Consider the following 16590-nt stretch of genomic DNA (forward strand, 5'->3'; position numbering starts at 1 on the left):
TAGTGGTATTATATAAGAGATAAATTTAAAAAAGCAAGGGGGATTACAGTTAGTATGAGCCAGGACAAAAAGGTGGGTATAGGCATAATAGGCGCAGGCAATATAGCGCAGAATTGTCACATACCGTCTTACCTGAAACAGGAAGATGTTGAATTGGTGGCGATATGCGATATAAATGAAGCCCGTGCCAAAGAGGCTGCGGAGAGATTTGGCTTTAAGCATTATTACGCCGATTTCAATGATATGCTAAAGCTGAAAGAAATCGACGCTGTTTCAGTGTGTACATGGAATAACGCCCATGCTGCGGCAGCCATAGCGGCAGCTAATGCCGGTAAGGATATATTATGCGAGAAACCCATGGCTATGAATGTAGAGCAGGCCGAGGCGATGATTAAAGCAGCAAGGGAGAACAACGTCATATTTATGATGGGTTTTACCAACCGTTATCGTGCTGACAGCAAGCTGCTGAAAGAGTACATAGATAATGGCCGCTTAGGCGATATCTATTTTGCAAGGGCCGGATGGCTGCGCCGCAGAGGTACGCCGCTGGGTTGGTTTACTGATGTGGAGAAGTCCGGCGGTGGGCCGCTTATAGATATAGGCGTTCATGTGATAGATCTTACATGGTACTTTATGGGCAAACCCAGACCAGTTAGCGTAGTCGCCTCGACATATGCCAAGTTCGGCGATTATAAGACTAAGGGGGTAGGCCGCTGGGTGGCACTGGATCATGATAATCCGGTCTATAATACAGAGGATGCGGCGGCCGGCTTTATAAAATTCGATAATGGTGCCAGCCTGTCATTCGAGGTAAGTTGGGCAATAAACGGCAAGGATACCGGCATATATAGTCAGATATTCGGTACTAAAGCCGGCGCTAACCTAGATCCGTTGACTATATACGGGGAGGAAGACGATTATTTAGTCGATAAATACCCGACATTTAGTAAAGAAAATAATTTTGATAATGAAATAAGGCATTTCCTCGATTGCGTAAAATCGGGAGCGGAGCCGATATCTCCGGCTGAGGACGGCCTGGCGGTGCAAAGAATGTTGAACGGCATTTATGCTTCGGCTCAAACGGGCAAGGAAATACTTCTGTAAACTGTTATATAGTTATATCTATGAGCCTCCCTTTGCCAAAAAGGGAGGTTTGCCTTTATGGGGGTGAAATTATGGCATATCAAATAATAGACATAACGCGGCCTATAGCCGAAGGTATGGTAGTATGGCCCGGGGACCCTGATGTGGCCATCGATGAGCTTTCATCTTTGGCTCGCGGTGACAATAACAATGTATCGGCTATATATATGAGCATGCATACCGGCACTCATGTCGATGTACCGCTGCACTTTATAGCGGGGGGAAAGGATACTGCCGAAGTGGATTTGAACCGCTTTATAGGACGGGCCAAGGTTTTTGACATAGGCATGCATAAGGTCATAAGCGCCGATGTATTGGACGGTCTGTGCATAGGTTCAAACGATATAGTCCTTTTTAAAACGATGAATGGACGACTATGGGATATGCCGGCTTTTGAACCGGATTTTGTGTATTTATCCGAAGACGCGGCGTGGTGGCTGATACGTAAGGGTATCAAAGCGGTGGGGATAGATTACCTATCAGTAGAGGGCTTTCATCATGAAGGGGCGCCGGTGCATCACATATTGCTCAACCATGAAGTGGGCATAATAGAAGGCCTGGATTTAAGAGCAGTGGAAAGCGGAGTGTATTATTTGATATGTCTTCCGTTGAAAATAGTTAAAGGCAACGGCAGCCCGGTTAGAGCTGTGCTGTTGTGCGATACCGAAGGACAGGAGCGTAATATTTAGTGGCATTATATGCGATGGCAGATATACATTTGGCGCTGAGCGTCAATAAGCCTATGGATATATTCGGTAAGCAATGGGAAAATTATATAGACCGTATAGCGGATAACTGGATGGCGACTATAACGGACAACGACTGTATTATAATAGCAGGCGATATATCATGGGCTATCCATATAGAAGAATTGGATAAAGACTTCGAATTTTTAAATCAATTGCCTGGGCAAAAGGTTTTTGTGAAGGGAAATCATGATTATTGGTGGAATTCCATGTCTAAACTAAAGAAATATGTTGAAACACATGGGTTCCGTAATATGGTTTTTTTGCACAATAATGCTTATATGTACAAAGACATTGTCATATGCGGTAGCCGGGGTTGGGCGCTGCCTGGGGATCCCGGATTTACCGCGGAGGATGAAAGGGTGTATCGGCGCGAACTCATGCGTCTCCGGCTTTCGCTTGAGCAAGGAGCTAAGTTGAAAGGCAGCGAGATATTGGTGGCCATGCATTATCCGCCGGCCACCATAATAAACCCTTATTCCGGATTTATAGACATCATGAATGAGTATGGTGTGAAGCGTTGCGTTTATGGACATCTCCACGATTCTGGTAAGCGTATAGCCATAAACGGTAGGCATGAGGGCATAGATATGTACCTTACGGCATCTGAATACCTGCAATTTATACCGTTGAAACTGGAGGATTAAAACATGGAGAATTATATAACCGATATATCGCTGGCACCTAGAGGTCACGATAAAATCAACTGGGTAAAGATGTATATGCCGCTGCTGCGCGATATAGAACAGGAATTTACCGATACAAAACCATTTGAAGGCATAAATATAGCACTGTCCATACACTTGGAAGCAAAGACGGCCTACCTGTGCAAGGTATTGGCCGCTGGAGGCGCCAATATGGGCATAAGCGGCAGCAATCCGTTGTCTACGCAGGACGATGTGGCAGCAGCACTTGTCGAGGACGGCTTGTTTGTAGCGGCTCATCACGGTGCAACTCAGCAACAGTATATGGAGGATTTAAACCATATACTGGATATAGAGCCCGACATAATCATAGATGATGGCGGTGATCTGGTGCATCTGCTACACTCAGAACGCAGCAGCTTGCAAAAACGCGTGATAGGAGGTTGCGAGGAAACCACTACCGGTGTGCTGCGTCTTAAAGCGAGAGAAAAAGAGGGTACGCTGGCCTTCCCGATGATAGCAGTAAACAATGCCTACTGCAAATACCTCTTCGATAACAGGTATGGTACAGGCCAGTCGGTATGGGACGGCATAATGCGCACCACCAACCTTATAGTGGCTGGCAAGAACGTAGTAGTGGCTGGTTACGGCTGGTGCGGTAAAGGCGTGGCCAATAAGGCCAAAGGCTTGGGCGCAAATGTAATAGTATGCGAGGTAGATCCTATAAAGGCCATAGAGGCTGTTATGGACGGCTTCCGCGTGATGACCATGGATGAGGCTGCATCGATAGGTGATATATTTATTACGGTGACTGGGTGCAAGGATGTCATACGCGGCGAGCACTTCCAACTCATGAAGAGCGGCGTGTTGCTGGCCAATGCCGGGCATTTCGATGTCGAGATAAATATACCCGATCTCAAAGCGGTAGCGGTGGAGGAGAAGGAGCTTCGACATAATATAACGGGTTACAGAACGGCTGACGGTCGTTGGATCAATCTCTTGGCGCAGGGCCGTCTGGTCAATCTGGCCTCCGGTGACGGCCACCCAGCCGAGATCATGGATATGAGCTTTGCGCTTCAAGCGCTGTCGGCCCAATATTTGGTAGGGCATAAAGGGCAGATGGATAAGCGCGTATACGATGTGCCTGCTGAGATAGATCAACTGGTTGCCAAAAAGAAATTGGCGTCGCTCGGCATAACCATAGATAGCCTGAGCGATGAACAGCGCGCTTATTTGGAGAGCAGCGAATGAATATGCTTATAAAGAACGTATCGGCGGTTACCATGGATGAGCAGCATCCTGTGATAAAGGATGCTTTTATAGAGATAAGAGGCGATAGGATAGAGCGTATAGGTGAGTCGAATGAGATGCCTGATGACTGTCAGGTTATAGATGGACATGGCCGCATAGCTATGCCGGGGTTGATCAATTGCCATACTCATGTAGGCATGACGCTGTTTCGCGGTTATGCCGATGACATGCCGCTTATGCGGTGGCTAAATGATAAGATATGGCCGCTCGAGGACAAGCTTACGCCCGAGATGGTGTACAATGCTTCGATGCTGGGTATACTGGAGATGATAAAGGCTGGTGTTACAGCCTTCGCCGATATGTACTTCTTTATGGATAAAACGGCTCAGGCAGTGCTGGATAGCGGCGTGCGTGCCGTATTGGCCCGTGGGCTACAGGATGGCGATAAAGGCGATACCCGCCTTGAGGAGAACCGCAGACTTTATATGGATTGGAATGATGCCGGCGCCGGCCGCATAAGTATAATGGTGGGGCCGCATGCGGTATACACATGTAATCCTGAATATCTTGAAAAAGTGGCTGACCTGGCTGCCGAACTTCACACCGGAGTGCATATGCACTTATCCGAGACGCAGCAGGAGGTGGACGACTGTATAGCGGCTTACGGTTGCTCGCCTATAGAGCTCGCCCATAGGGCGGGCCTTACGATGTTTCCTATGATAGCGGCACATTGCGTTTATCCGGTGGGCGATGATATAGCCTTGTTGAAAGCTGATAATATGAACGTTGCCTATAACCCGGTGAGCAATATGAAACTGGGTAGCGGCTTTTGCCCGGTTGACCAGTATATAAATCAGGGAATAAGGGTTGGACTGGGCACCGACAGCGCTGCCAGCAATAATAATCTTAGCATATTTAAGGAAATGCATGCCGCGGCGTTTATAGAAAAGGGGAGGCTGAAAGATCCTGTTGCCATGCCAGTGTGGCAGGTTTTAAAGTCAGCTACTGCAGATGGCGCTGCGGCATTGGGAATAGATAAGGCGGGCGTATTAAAGCCTGGCATGAAGGCCGATGTCATATTGCTCGATGTCGACGGACCGCATGCTCACCCGTTATACGACCCTGTGTCGCACATAGTGTATTCGGCCAAGGATACCGATGTGGATACCGTCATAATAGACGGTCGGGTAGTAATGGAACATAAAGAAGTTAAAACCATTGATGAAGAAAGGCTTTATCATGATGTAGAGAGGCTGGTGAGTGATTTTGAATATTGATGAACTAGTACAATCGTATAAAGATGAAATGATAACCTTACTAAGCGAACTTGTGCGCATAAAAAGCGTATACGATGAGCCGAGGGCTGGCAGGCCGTTTGGGAACGGCGTATATGAGGCCTTGCAGTATATGCTGAATGCAGGGCGGCGTTTGGGCTTTGAAGCAAAAGATGTAGACGGATACGCAGGGCACCTGCAGTACGGTGATGGCGATCATCCATTCGGCATACTGGTACATCTGGATGTAGTGCCCGAAGGCGATGGTTGGACTAAGCCACCATTTGAAGCTACCATGGAGGATGGCGCTATATATGGCCGGGGTACATCTGACGATAAAGGGCCGGCTGTGGCTGCGCTTTTCGCAATGCGCGCCATTAAAGAGGCAGGCGTAAAGCTCGTACGGCCGGTGCGTTTGGTGTTGGGCTGCAATGAAGAAAATGATTGGAAATGTGTAGAATATTATGCCCGCCATGAACACATGCCTGAAGAAGGCTTTGCTCCCGATGCTATGTATCCTGTGGTGAACCGAGAGAAGGGCCTGCTGTCATTGGCACTGAGCGCCGAATTTGCCAGCCTGGCATCGGATGAAATAACGTTGGAAAGTATAACCGGTGGAAGTCGGGTCAATATGGTACCGGGCAGTTGCCGATGTATAATCAAGGCATCGGCTGATAAACAGGGGTTTATAAGAGAGAGCTTGAGCAAATTCCCATATAAGGATGAGTTTTCCATGTCGTTAAGCATTGACCAGCGGGGCGGCGGGTGCATTATAGAATCCCATGGGAGAATGGCACACGGCAGTCATCCGGAAGAGGGCAAAAACGCCATAGCCGCCATGCTCCTGTTTTTGAAACAAGCGGGCATAGCCAACCCTTTTATCGCTTTCATCGGCGATGCTATAGGGATGGATTATAGTGGGAATGGCTTGGGTATAAAGATATCCGATGAATTATCCGGGCCTTTGACTCTGAATCTTGGTCTGATAAACGGTTCGCAAAATAGCGGCCGAGCTGACATAGATATACGCTATCCCATAACAGTCAGGCTCAACGATATATTATCGGCTATAAGGGCTAAAGCTGAACCAGAGGGTATAGGGGTTAAAATATTGAACCATAAGGAACCCCATTACGTACCCGAAGATTTACCTTTGGTGCAAAAGCTGCTTAAGGCCTACAGCGACGTTACGGGCCAGAAGGGGTACACCCTGTCCATGGGCGGCGCCACGTATGCTCGGGCTATGGCTAAAGGTGTGGCATTCGGCGCGGTGTTTCCGGGCGGTCCGGATATGGCGCATCAGGCCGATGAACATATAATGCTCGATGACCTGGTGAAAAATGCTTTGGTGTATGCGCATGCCATATGCGAGATGTGCGCCGGCAGATGATGATCTTGGTACATTAGAAGATTACAAAAAAGGCCCGGCTGGGGAGAACTTAGCCGGGCTTAAAGTTTGAAAGGGGTCCTCAATTTCATTGAGCGATCAGTATTATAACTATTATCGTAAGCACAGCACCTGTTACGCTGAAAAATGCTGTTACCTTCTCTCTTTCCTCAGAAGTTAACCTGTACCTATCTATAGGCTCAAACGGCCGTTTTTTATGAAACACTTTGCGCAGCCCACTAAGCAAGCTCATAAATCGCACTCCAATATTTTCATTATTTCGACAATATTAGTATACCATGAACTTCATAGATTAGAAATAGGTCAAATATACTATTTAATATGATATTATGTGACATTTTGTTACATATATTTTCCTATATCTTTATGTAAATTTCTATGATATAATAAATATATCGGGCATACATATTTACCAAAGGGGGTATGTATGTGAGGTACAAAAAGAATATTTTAGTATTAATCGCAATGATACTGTGTGCAGTGCTTGCGGTCGCGTTTTGCTTTTTCCCCGGCAAAGTTAAAGTGACTTTTTATCCGCTTATTAAAGCGGTGGGCGGCGCAATGGTTTATGATGAGAATGAGGGTTACGGCTCTATAAGATGGAATAATTTTATAATAGAATATCCGAAAGATAAGCGCGATGTTGCGTATATGGTTTTGGATTCGCTGAAAAGCGATAGCCGGCGGGTATACGATTTTTTCTCGTACCGTCCTTCTAAACCGGTAGAAATAGTAATATACGATAATGCTGATGACATGCGCGATGCGCTGCATATATCCAGAAACCGTACGGTGGAGGGAGCTTATTATATGGGTAAGATAACGATATTATCGCCGTATGCATGGCCTGATGCTCCAAAAACGGATATAGAAGGGTATTTTAGGGCTTCCAGTCCTGTGGTGCATGAGATTACTCATATGGTTGTAGATGAGATGACGCGCGGCAATGTACCTGTATGGTTGACCGAGGGTATAGCCACGTATATGGAGTACCGTATAATGGGTTACGATTGGACGGCTGGTATAGCTGTAAAAGAGCCATACAGCATCGAACAGCTTACAAAAAATTTTGATAAACTTGATGAATATCAGGCGTATAGGCAATCATTCCTGATAGTTAAGGATATGGTCGATAGATACGGCGATAAATATATAGTGAGCATATTGGATTTTATGGGCCACGGTAAAGAAATAGGTGCAAAATTGTTATATAAATGATATAATTGCACTGGTTGTTTATTATGCGAATTTCGGGGGTAAACTTTGAGATATGGATAAGTTGCTTATATACGGCAGTAAGCCGTTAAAAGGCGAGGTTTGTGTCAGCGGATGTAAAAATTCAGCGGTGGCTGTAATACCGGCTGCTATTTTGGCTGACAGCCCATCGACGATTGAAAACCTGCCTTATATAGATGATGTTTTAGTATTAAAGGATATATTGACGGCTATGGGAGCGAAAGCCGAGCTTACTGGCCATGGCAGTATGTATATAGATCCAGCGGGCGTTAACACATTCGTTACTCCAATGGAATTAGCTCGCCGTATGCGAGCATCGTATTATCTGCTCGGCGTTTTGTTAGCTAAATTTGGACGAGCAGAGGTGGCGTTTCCAGGCGGCTGCGATATAGGGGTACGCCCTATAGACCAGCATATAAAGGGATTAGAAGCGTTGGGCGCTAAGGTTTCTATAGAACACGGTTTTATAAAGGCGTATACAGAGGGACTTAAAGGTGCGGAGATATATCTTGACGTAGTAAGTGTCGGTGCTACCATAAATATAATGCTGGCTGCGTCGATGGCCGATGGCGTAACTGAGATAGTCAATGCGGCTAAGGAGCCTCATGTAGTGGATACGGCTAATTTTTTGAATGCTATGGGAGCGAATATAAAGGGTGCAGGTACCGATGTGGTGAAGATTAAAGGCGTTAAGGCGCTTAGAGGCTGCCGCCATAATATCGTGCCCGACCAAATAGAAGCCGGAACTTTTATGATAGCCGCTGCCGCGACGTATGGCGATGTAGTTATAAAGAATGTGATACCGGTTCATTTGGAATCGGTGTCGGCAAAGCTGAGCGAGATGGGTATAGAAGTATCGGCGGGAGATGACTTCGTGCATGTCAAAAGCAATGGCAGGCCAAAGCACACTACCGTTAAGACGTTGCCCTATCCTGGATTTCCGACCGATTTGCAACAGCCCATGTCAGCGCTATTGTCTGTAGCCGATGGCACAAGTATTATAACGGAAAATATATGGGAGAGTCGCTACAAACATATAGAGGAGATCAAACGCATGGGTGCTAAGATCAAAATAGAGGATAGGGTGGCTATAATAGATGGCGTCGATAAATTGACGGGTGCTCCTGTTACTGCTACCGATCTTAGAGCTGGTGCGGCTCTGGTTGTTGCAGGGCTTATGGCTGAGGGCGTTACTGAAATAAACAATGTAAAATATATAGACAGGGGTTATGAAAATATAGATAAGAAATTAATAAGCTTGGGAGCGGACATAAAGCGTATATCTATATGATGATATGGCGCTAGTTTGTACATAGACTTGTACTATAAAATGGCATATTTATTGAAAAGAATGATACGCCAGGCATCAATTCCCAGGGTATCATTCTTTCTTACTATCCTATATACACAGGAGAATTGCTGTTATCCATTAATGCGCTTTCGGAGTATACGCTTATATTTTCCAAAGCCTTTCCGGCTCCAAGGACGACACATGATACTGGATCGGATGCTACATAGACCGGTATGCCCGTCTGCTCCTGTATTAGCTTATCCATGCCGGTTAGCAAAGCACCGCCGCCTGTCATTATGATACCTCTTTCGCTTATATCGGCTGACAGCTCAGGCGGTGTCCGTTCAAAAACCGAATGTATGGCCTCTACTATGATATCGGCCGGTTCTCTAAGTGCTTCTACCATTTCATCCGTTGTAACGTTTACCACTTTGGGCAAGCCCGATATAAGGTTGCGGCCGCATACCTCCATCGATTTTTGTTCTTTGGGAGGATATATGGCACCTATGGTTATTTTCAGATCTTCTGCTGTTTTCTCGCCGATCAATATATTGTATTTGCGCCTCATGTAACGTATAATAGCGTCGTCGAATTTGTCCCCGGCCACCTTTATAGAATCGCTTACCACTGCCCCGCCAAGCGATATAACCGCTATATCGGTGGTACCACCGCCTATATCCACTACCATGCTGCCATTTGGCAACGATATGTCGATGCCCGCTCCTATAGCCGCAGCTATGGGTTCTTCCATAAGATAGGTCTTATTGGCACCGGCATCATACGAAGCGTCCAATACGGCTTTTTGTTCCACCTGCGTTATGCCGGTGGGTATGCATATTATTATTCGAGGCCTGCTCAACCGTACATATTTGGATACCTTGCGTATAAAATATTTTAACATTTTTTGCGTGGTGTCATAGTCCGATATAACGCCTTCTCTCAGCGGCCGTGTAGCTACTATATTGCCTGGTGTGCGCCCCAGCATAAGCTTGGCTTCACTGCCTACGGCCAGCACCTGGTTGTTATTCTTATTTATGGCTACTACTGATGGCTCTTTAAGAACTATGCCTTTACCTTTGACATATACGAGTACCGATGAAGTTCCTAAATCAATGGCCATATCATGAATTCCGAACATGGCTACTCTCCTTCTTCTGTGTATTACCCGATTTCTTTATTACATTATATCATATAATATATCATTTTCTTAAAATATTTTCATATTTTTTTGGCTATGTACTTGAGTTTTGTTGCACGTCCTCCGCGTATGTGCCTTTCTGCTTTGTTTTTATCTACGATCTTTTTTACCTGATTGTATAATATGGGGTTTATCTTCGGTAGTCTTTCCGACATATCCTTATGTACTGTGCTTTTGCTTACCTTAAAGACCTTTGCGGCTTCCCTGACAGTGGCCTTGTGTTTTATTATATACTGAGCCGTTGCGACTACCCTTTCTTCGATATACTCCTTCAAAGCTTTTAACCCCCTCTAAGGCAAAACCATTATATTCTTTATAATTAATATGCTGTAAAAAGAAAGGATAGAATAAAAATAGAGGAAATACCGAGAGCATTTCCTCTATTTCATATATTTCTTAGGATCCACCGGCTTATCGTTTGCGATAACCTCGAAATGGAGGTGGGGAGCATCGGCTATTTCAAATGCCGCGGTGTTACCCACGCCGCTGATAGTCTGGCCTGCTTCTACCTTTTGCCCGACTTTAACCATATCGCCCGTAGAGAGATTACCATATCTGGTCTTTATGCCGTTGCCATGATCTATTGTTATTACGATGCCGAGTTTATCGTCCTTGGTTATACTTTCCACTTTGCCAGTGGCAGCAGCCTTAACCTCAGTACCGGTGGCAGCGGTTATATCTATGCCATCGTGTGTACTCCATTGCTCGAGGGTATTTGAGTACACCAGGTGATCTTTGGCATATTCTACGCTTATCTGACCAGGTACCGGTGTTATCAGCTTTATGCTGGCGGTTGCATTGGATGTTGCAGCAGACGCCGCTTTGGCGGTTTTTACTATATTTGCTGTTTTGGCCGGTGCTGCCGGCGATTCCTCTTTTGTTTGTTGGCCTGTTTCCTTGTCATTGACATCCTCTACCTTGAGTTCGACTTTTGCGTCGTCTACTACCGAATCGGTCGGAGCTGAGGGCTGCGCTTCTTTTGCAGGCTCGCTCAGCGACAGTTGTTCGGGATTGGGCAAAAAGTTGTTATCGGATGTTATTATAGCTGTAGCAGCTATAATGGCTATACAGGCGAATAAAACGATGTAAAAGCCCTGTTTATCCAGAAAATGGACTATTTTATCTTTTGCGAATGTATTTTTAAACCATGTGCCTATTCGTTTCATTTTATATTCGGATACCTCCTAATATTGTAATATAAAGCTACATTCGCTATATATTCTCCCATTTTATGCAATGTTTATACACGAATATTGCTCGTATAAAGTTTTATGCGCAGAATGCCGAATAAAAAATCAAGTGTAAGATTTGGAGGAAAACGAGATGCTTCGCGGTTTATATAATGCAACTACTGCTATGCAGGTGGAAACTGCGCGTCTGAATGCCATAGCCAATAATATAGCTAATGCAGAGACGACTGGATATAAAAAGGATAAAATGGTGTCACAAAGCTTCCCCGACGTGCTTGTGGCCAGAATAGGGAATAAAGCCGGCGCTGTAATAAGGCCGTTTGATATCATCGGCTCTATAAATCATGGTGTACATGTGGATCAGGTAAAGACCGACTGGTTCCAAGGGCCTTTGCAGCAGACCGATAATACGACTGATTTGGCGTTAACAGGGAACGGCTTTTTTGTACTCAGGGTAGGCCAGAACGATTATCGGTATACCCGGGATGGTGCTTTTGCTGTAGATGCAGATGGTTATTTGGTTAATCAAAATGGATATCGGGTTCAGGGGTATGATAATCAGAACGAATTTGTGGATATACTTGTAGGCAATGAGCGTTTCAGCGTGGATCCGGCGGGTAATATATATACCGACCAGCGGCAGTATGCGGGTACAATAGCCGTAGAGGATTTTGATAATAGAGATGATGCTTTGGAAAAGGCCGGCGATAATCTCTATGTTGTCTATGACCCTGAACAATATCAATCTCACCCTGTAGGCACCGGTATAAAACAGGGGCATATAGAAGTGTCCAATGTCGATATAAACAAAGAGATAACCGATATGATGGAGGTATACCGCCATTATGAATCAGCTCAGCGTATCGTGTCCATGCTGGATCAGACGCTGGACAAAACAGTAAACGAGGTGGGAAGGGTATGATACAGGCGTTATGGACGGCAGGAGCCGGCCTTATAAGTCAGCAGTATAATGTGGATACTATAGCCAACAATATCGCTAATGTCGATACAACAGCATTCAAGCGAAATACGGCGCATATCGAGGATATGCCCTATGTGTATAAGCTGAATCCAGCCATCCGTCAAGCCGATAATGAGGGCCTGTTGCCGCATATGGGTACGGGTGCCAGGGTAGTATCTTCGCCTAAATATTTTGCGCAGGGACCTATGCAGCAGACCGAGCGCAATCTGGATCTGGGCATAGACGGTACGGCGTTTTTTGCTGTGACCGACGGCCAGGGAAATGTGTTTTATACGAGGGACGGCAATTTTAAGCTTACAGAGACTGAGGGTGAGGATGGACGGATCCACAGCTATATAACCACAGCAAATGGCTATTGGTTGCTGGATACGGAAGGTGCTCGCATAGAGATTCCGGCAGGTACGATAGAGGGCGATATATCCATAGATCCTTCCGGAGCGGTGATGGTCGAGGGAGCGCACATAGCAGATATCGCGTTGGTAGAGTTTACAAACCCGCAGGCGCTGGAAACACGCGGCGATAATCTTTATGCTGTAACAGATAACGTCGGCCCGAATTATTTGACCGACGGGGATTCCAAGGTAAGACAGGGATTTCTTGAAGCATCTAATGTGGATATAGCCGATGAAATGGCGCGCATGATACGCGCACAGCGCGCATATCAGCTAAATGCCAGAGTGTTGCAGACCGCTGATGAGATGATAGGGCTGGCCAACAGCATAAGGCGCTAGAGCTCCATGTAATTGAAAGGCGCTTTGAGTTCATAGAGTGCTTGTATGTCCCTTTGATGGCAGGTTAAAAACAAGACCTGCCTTTTTTGTGCCAGCTGGCTTATATGAGCTAGAATCCTTTTTAACCTTATATCATCGTATTCCGAGAATGCATCGTCTATTATGATGGGTAGCGGCTTGTTATTCGACAACATATCGGCTATAGCCAACCTTACTGCTATATAAAGCTGGTCTATAGTGCCGGCACTCAATTGCTCCATCGGTACCAGCTTACCCGTATCGGGATCAATTACCTTTATATCTAGCTCGGAAGATACTTTTAGTGCTGAATAGCGGCCATCGGTTATATAGCTGGCTAAAGAGGCGGCGGATCGATCCAAATACGGCGCAAAATCGCGTTGTATATCGGCCGATAGCTCTGTTATAACGTCTATGGCCTTTTGAACGGCCTGCTTTTTTAATGACATTGCATCGATATCATTCTGGATACTCTGTATATCCTCATCTATGGCTGCTAAGGGTCTTATACCGGCTAATGAGGCGTCTATAGAAGCCTCCAATGCCGTTAACTCCACTTCTTTATCGTGTATAGCCTGTTGCATCAACCGTTCATATTCGGCATCAAGGCGCTCTATATCGTGTGTCAGGTTATCGAGTTGACGCATCATCGATATAACATGGGATGTATCCGATGCTCCTATTTTCGAAAGGATTTCGTGCTTTTGCTCTTCCAGTATTCCGCAACGGTTAAGCAACTGTCGACGCTGTTGCTCGATTGCCAGGCTGTGCTGCTCAATGGTGCTTTTTAGCCGACGTATCTTGCTGTTGTCGCGTAAAAACAGCCATATTATAGGTATTGCGGCTATTATCAAAGGCGGTAGGGCTACCGAGGCCGCTACGATCGCCGCCATGAGCATTATATAAAGTGTTCGGCGCTTTTTTATATTGTGCAGGTCGTTGTCCGAAACGGCGGGTTGACTGCGGCCGTATTGAGCCAATTCGATCCTCATGTTCTCCAATTGCCTGTCCAACGACATCAGTTGCTCTAATGGGTCGCCGTTGTTTTGCTTTATATATTCGGCGAGTGTATTCATTCGGTTAAGTTCATATTCTAGTTTTGTTCTATTCTGCCTGTTGGATAGTATGGCGGCATTATCGCTCATCCGGCCGCCGCGCATGGCTGCTATTTCTTTTCTGAGGTCATGCGCTTTGGCTATGCTCTCTCGCATATCATCCATGCACTTTTGTGCCATGGTTTTCTCAGCCTCAAGCTGCCGCAGCTTTTGCGCGGCTTTGGCCCATGGGCGTGTCGGCGCGTTATCCGACCCAATATCATCCAATATGTTATTCAAGCATGATAATGCTTTGTTGACAGACACATCCTGTTGGCCAGATTGCATCATATTGATCCATGCGTCGGATACCTCTTTGGCCATTGTTTTGGATGAAAAGGCGTTGCGCTGATCTATGCTTATGGTATTGGTAAAGGCTGTGGCATTTAACCCCCAATGCCGTATTATCGCATCGGGTTCACGCGTACCGGGGAGTATAGCACAGGTAGCGCAGATATCTTCTCCAGTGGTAGCATCGTATATGTTTACTCTATCATTGGCAAAGTCCCGTTCTATACGGTAAACTCTACTGTCGGTTTCATATTCTATAGCGCCTGTGTATGAAGAACCAAGCCATGGCCTATAGCGCTGTCTACTGTCGGTAAAAGAGCGCCTGCGGGCATCGGCTTTTTTAAATCCATACAGCATGCCTTCTATAAAACTGCGTATAGTCGACTTGCCAGCCTCATTGGCACCATATATGACATTAAGACCGGGCTTTAATTCTATAATATTGTCTTTGAATTTGCCGAAGTTTGAAATGTAAAGCTTTCTTATAATCATAACGTCAGCCTATATCATAAAGTGAAATCTTTCCATAAAGCGCCTGCCTTTTATGTAACTGCGCCGGGCAAGGCGATAGAGCTTTTGTGTTTGCTTTTTCCACAATAGCTCTTTCTGCAAGCTATCAGCTATGGAATATAGGTACATATACCGCGACATTATATTGTCCCAATCATATTGGATAGCTGCAGCACGAGCATTTTGAGCCATGCTTTGCATTAATTGCTCATTCTTTATCATTGTTTCTACAGCATCAGCGAAGGCCACGGGGCTCCAATGGTTGCACAGCATGCCTGTAAAACCATTTTGTATGATATCCATACAACCGCTGCCTTTAGCGCCTATAACAGGCAATCCTGCCGACATGGCCTCGAGCGCTACATTGCCGAAGGTTTCTATATACGATGGGAATATGAATATATCGCTGGAGGCGTATGCTATGGAAAGCTGGGGGGTTCTCATATATCCTGTAAAGCATACGTTTTCAGGTGCGTGACGTGCCAGTTTATCCTTTATAGGCCCGTCCCCCACCATTATCAGCCTTATATTTTGCTCATAGCCGCGTGAATTCAATATATTCATCGTATCTATCAATACCGACAGGTTTTTATCTTTGGACATCCTGCCTACGTATAAAAGCGCCATTTTACCGTTAACTCCCATTTTGCTGCGCCAATTATCATCGCGGTAGACGGGATTGAACTGTTGTATATCAACGCCATTTGGAAATACCAGCGCATTATTTATTCCATGTTTGTCCAATTGAGCCTTGGAAGCCGATGAGGGACAGCATACCGTTTTGCATCTGCTGTAGAACCATCTCAGATATTGCCATATCACTGAATCGGCTATAGGTATCTTATAGGATTTTATCTGCTCAGCATAGTTGGTGTTATATGTAGCTACTACCGGTATGGGGTGTTCCATCGCGTATATAAGGCCGCATATGCCCATCGAAAATGGCGTCATTATATGTATTACGTCCGGTTTATATATATCCAGTTGCTTTTTTATTGTGGAGTAATTGGGCAAGGCGAAACGCGACTCTGGATAAAATACGAAGCGAAAACTGGACAGCCTTTGTATATTGTCCTCATCCTTGCAATAGCCCTTATACTCCGGAGCAAAGACCATATAGTCTATATTATTTTGGTTGAAATAATTTATCATTTGGCCTAAAACGGCGCTTACACCGTTTATTTGGGGCAGAAAGCTGTCTGTAAACAGGGCTATTTTCATAAATAAAGCACCTCCGCTCTATTTTCGACTATCTATTCTTCTAATTCATGACAATATATAGCATATCATAAAAAAACCAAAAAATCCAGCTAACTTAAAATAAATCTTCGATTCATAATATAGTAAGTTTAGCACATGCAATGATATAAAGCCTACACCCGCTACAGGCTTAATATATATGCTGAGCGGGCTTTTGAAGCGTAGGACCACAGCAATCTGTGATTGCGTAGTGGTCCAGCTTCACAGCCGTAGCGAGGCATATATATTAAGCCGTGTCTACACTTCGCTAAGTTTCACCGGATATCCTCCACAAAATCGCCTTGAGTCTAATCGTTACCGTCGCCTATACATAATGGTACCTG

General features: G+C 45.4%; 16 protein-coding genes. 10 read left to right on the forward strand and 6 right to left on the reverse strand.

The window, feature by feature from the left end; translation table 11 throughout:
• The first annotated feature begins 54 nt into the window (after window positions 1–54).
• The 6 genes from MAHAU_RS01610 (at window position 55) to pepV (ending at window position 6448) form a co-directional block, all read left to right on the forward strand.
• Window positions 55–1104 carry a Gfo/Idh/MocA family protein gene (locus MAHAU_RS01610; protein ID WP_013779973.1) on the forward strand — a complete coding sequence of 350 codons (1050 nt, stop codon included), beginning with the start codon at window positions 55–57 and terminating at the stop codon, window positions 1102–1104.
• Window positions 1105–1175: 71 nt separating this feature from the next.
• A complete protein-coding gene (locus tag MAHAU_RS01615; protein WP_013779974.1) occupies window positions 1176–1832 on the forward strand; it encodes a cyclase family protein in 657 nt (218 codons plus the stop codon).
• Window positions 1832–2536, forward strand: a complete 705-nt coding sequence (locus MAHAU_RS01620) for a metallophosphoesterase (protein ID WP_013779975.1) — start codon at window positions 1832–1834, stop codon at window positions 2534–2536. The genes MAHAU_RS01615 and MAHAU_RS01620 overlap by 1 nt, the downstream gene beginning before the upstream one ends.
• 3 nt (window positions 2537–2539) lie before the next feature.
• Window positions 2540–3784, forward strand: coding sequence for an adenosylhomocysteinase (locus MAHAU_RS01625; protein ID WP_013779976.1), 1245 nt, complete (start codon window positions 2540–2542; stop codon window positions 3782–3784).
• Window positions 3781–5061, forward strand: coding sequence for an amidohydrolase (locus tag MAHAU_RS01630; protein ID WP_013779977.1), 1281 nt, complete (start codon window positions 3781–3783; stop codon window positions 5059–5061). Before MAHAU_RS01625 ends, MAHAU_RS01630 begins: the two co-directional genes overlap by 4 nt.
• Window positions 5045–6448: a dipeptidase PepV gene (gene pepV / locus MAHAU_RS01635; RefSeq protein WP_013779978.1), complete on the forward strand. Its 1404-nt coding sequence runs from the start codon at window positions 5045–5047 to the stop codon at window positions 6446–6448. The genes MAHAU_RS01630 and pepV overlap by 17 nt, the downstream gene beginning before the upstream one ends.
• Before the next feature lie 85 nt (window positions 6449–6533).
• On the opposite strand, the gene MAHAU_RS15665 is transcribed toward pepV, so the two are convergent.
• Window positions 6534–6698 carry a hypothetical protein gene (locus tag MAHAU_RS15665; protein ID WP_013779979.1) on the reverse strand — a complete coding sequence of 55 codons (165 nt, stop codon included), beginning with the start codon at window positions 6696–6698 and terminating at the stop codon, window positions 6534–6536.
• Window positions 6699–6895: 197 nt separating this feature from the next.
• On the opposite strand from MAHAU_RS15665, the gene MAHAU_RS01640 reads away from it, so the two are divergent.
• Both MAHAU_RS01640 and MAHAU_RS01645 read left to right on the forward strand, forming a co-directional pair.
• Window positions 6896–7684 carry a peptidase MA family metallohydrolase gene (locus MAHAU_RS01640; protein ID WP_013779980.1) on the forward strand — a complete coding sequence of 263 codons (789 nt, stop codon included), beginning with the start codon at window positions 6896–6898 and terminating at the stop codon, window positions 7682–7684.
• Window positions 7685–7736: 52 nt separating this feature from the next.
• The gene (locus MAHAU_RS01645; RefSeq protein ID WP_013779981.1) at window positions 7737–8993 is read left to right on the forward strand and encodes a UDP-N-acetylglucosamine 1-carboxyvinyltransferase; all 1257 of its coding nucleotides are present in this window, start codon (window positions 7737–7739) and stop codon (window positions 8991–8993) included.
• A 103-nt stretch (window positions 8994–9096) separates the two neighbouring features.
• Here MAHAU_RS01645 and mreB read toward each other — a convergent pair whose 3' ends face one another.
• The 3 genes from mreB to MAHAU_RS01660 form a co-directional block, all read right to left on the reverse strand.
• Complete coding sequence (gene mreB / locus MAHAU_RS01650) at window positions 9097–10131, reverse strand: rod shape-determining protein (protein WP_013779982.1); 1035 nt, start codon at window positions 10129–10131, stop codon at window positions 9097–9099.
• Between the two features lie 80 nt (window positions 10132–10211).
• Window positions 10212–10466 carry a sporulation transcriptional regulator SpoIIID gene (gene spoIIID, locus MAHAU_RS01655; RefSeq protein WP_013779983.1) on the reverse strand — a complete coding sequence of 85 codons (255 nt, stop codon included), beginning with the start codon at window positions 10464–10466 and terminating at the stop codon, window positions 10212–10214.
• 105 nt (window positions 10467–10571) lie between these two features.
• Complete coding sequence (locus tag MAHAU_RS01660) at window positions 10572–11357, reverse strand: M23 family metallopeptidase (RefSeq protein ID WP_013779984.1); 786 nt, start codon at window positions 11355–11357, stop codon at window positions 10572–10574.
• Window positions 11358–11514: 157 nt separating this feature from the next.
• Between MAHAU_RS01660 and MAHAU_RS01665 the strand changes: the two genes are divergently transcribed.
• Both MAHAU_RS01665 and MAHAU_RS01670 read left to right on the forward strand, forming a co-directional pair.
• Window positions 11515–12303: a flagellar hook-basal body protein gene (locus MAHAU_RS01665; protein WP_013779985.1), complete on the forward strand. Its 789-nt coding sequence runs from the start codon at window positions 11515–11517 to the stop codon at window positions 12301–12303.
• Window positions 12300–13094 (forward strand): flagellar hook-basal body protein, encoded by a 795-nt coding sequence (locus MAHAU_RS01670; protein WP_013779986.1) that lies wholly within the window; start codon window positions 12300–12302, stop codon window positions 13092–13094. Before MAHAU_RS01665 ends, MAHAU_RS01670 begins: the two co-directional genes overlap by 4 nt.
• On the opposite strand, the gene MAHAU_RS01675 is transcribed toward MAHAU_RS01670, so the two are convergent.
• Window positions 13091–14989 (reverse strand): ATP-binding protein, encoded by a 1899-nt coding sequence (locus MAHAU_RS01675; RefSeq protein WP_013779987.1) that lies wholly within the window; start codon window positions 14987–14989, stop codon window positions 13091–13093. The two genes, MAHAU_RS01670 and MAHAU_RS01675, sit on opposite strands and share 4 nt — an antisense overlap.
• A 9-nt stretch (window positions 14990–14998) precedes the next feature.
• A complete protein-coding gene (locus MAHAU_RS01680) occupies window positions 14999–16228 on the reverse strand; it encodes a glycosyltransferase family 4 protein (protein ID WP_013779988.1) in 1230 nt (409 codons plus the stop codon).
• Between the last annotated feature and the right edge of the window lie 362 nt (window positions 16229–16590).

Origin of the sequence: Mahella australiensis 50-1 BON, assembly GCF_000213255.1 — a bacterium.
In the GTDB taxonomy this organism is placed as follows: domain Bacteria; phylum Bacillota; class Clostridia; order Mahellales; family Mahellaceae; genus Mahella; species Mahella australiensis.

Excerpts from the sequence above, each read along its gene's own strand:
- MAHAU_RS01610 (WP_013779973.1), top strand. The coding sequence starts at position 55 with ATGAGCCAGGACAAAAAGGTGGGTATAGGCATAATAGGCGCAGGCAAT.
- MAHAU_RS01615 (WP_013779974.1), top strand. The coding sequence starts at position 1,176 with ATGGCATATCAAATAATAGACATAACGCGGCCTATAGCCGAAGGTATG.
- MAHAU_RS01625 (WP_013779976.1), top strand. The coding sequence starts at position 2,540 with ATGGAGAATTATATAACCGATATATCGCTGGCACCTAGAGGTCACGAT.
- MAHAU_RS01630 (WP_013779977.1), top strand. The coding sequence starts at position 3,781 with ATGAATATGCTTATAAAGAACGTATCGGCGGTTACCATGGATGAGCAG.
- MAHAU_RS15665 (WP_013779979.1), bottom strand. The coding sequence starts at position 6,698 with ATGAGCTTGCTTAGTGGGCTGCGCAAAGTGTTTCATAAAAAACGGCCG.
- MAHAU_RS01645 (WP_013779981.1), top strand. The coding sequence starts at position 7,737 with ATGGATAAGTTGCTTATATACGGCAGTAAGCCGTTAAAAGGCGAGGTT.
- mreB (WP_013779982.1), bottom strand. The coding sequence starts at position 10,131 with ATGTTCGGAATTCATGATATGGCCATTGATTTAGGAACTTCATCGGTA.
- MAHAU_RS01660 (WP_013779984.1), bottom strand. The coding sequence starts at position 11,357 with ATGAAACGAATAGGCACATGGTTTAAAAATACATTCGCAAAAGATAAA.
- MAHAU_RS01665 (WP_013779985.1), top strand. The coding sequence starts at position 11,515 with ATGCTTCGCGGTTTATATAATGCAACTACTGCTATGCAGGTGGAAACT.
- MAHAU_RS01670 (WP_013779986.1), top strand. The coding sequence starts at position 12,300 with ATGATACAGGCGTTATGGACGGCAGGAGCCGGCCTTATAAGTCAGCAG.
- MAHAU_RS01675 (WP_013779987.1), bottom strand. The coding sequence starts at position 14,989 with ATGATTATAAGAAAGCTTTACATTTCAAACTTCGGCAAATTCAAAGAC.
- MAHAU_RS01680 (WP_013779988.1), bottom strand. The coding sequence starts at position 16,228 with ATGAAAATAGCCCTGTTTACAGACAGCTTTCTGCCCCAAATAAACGGT.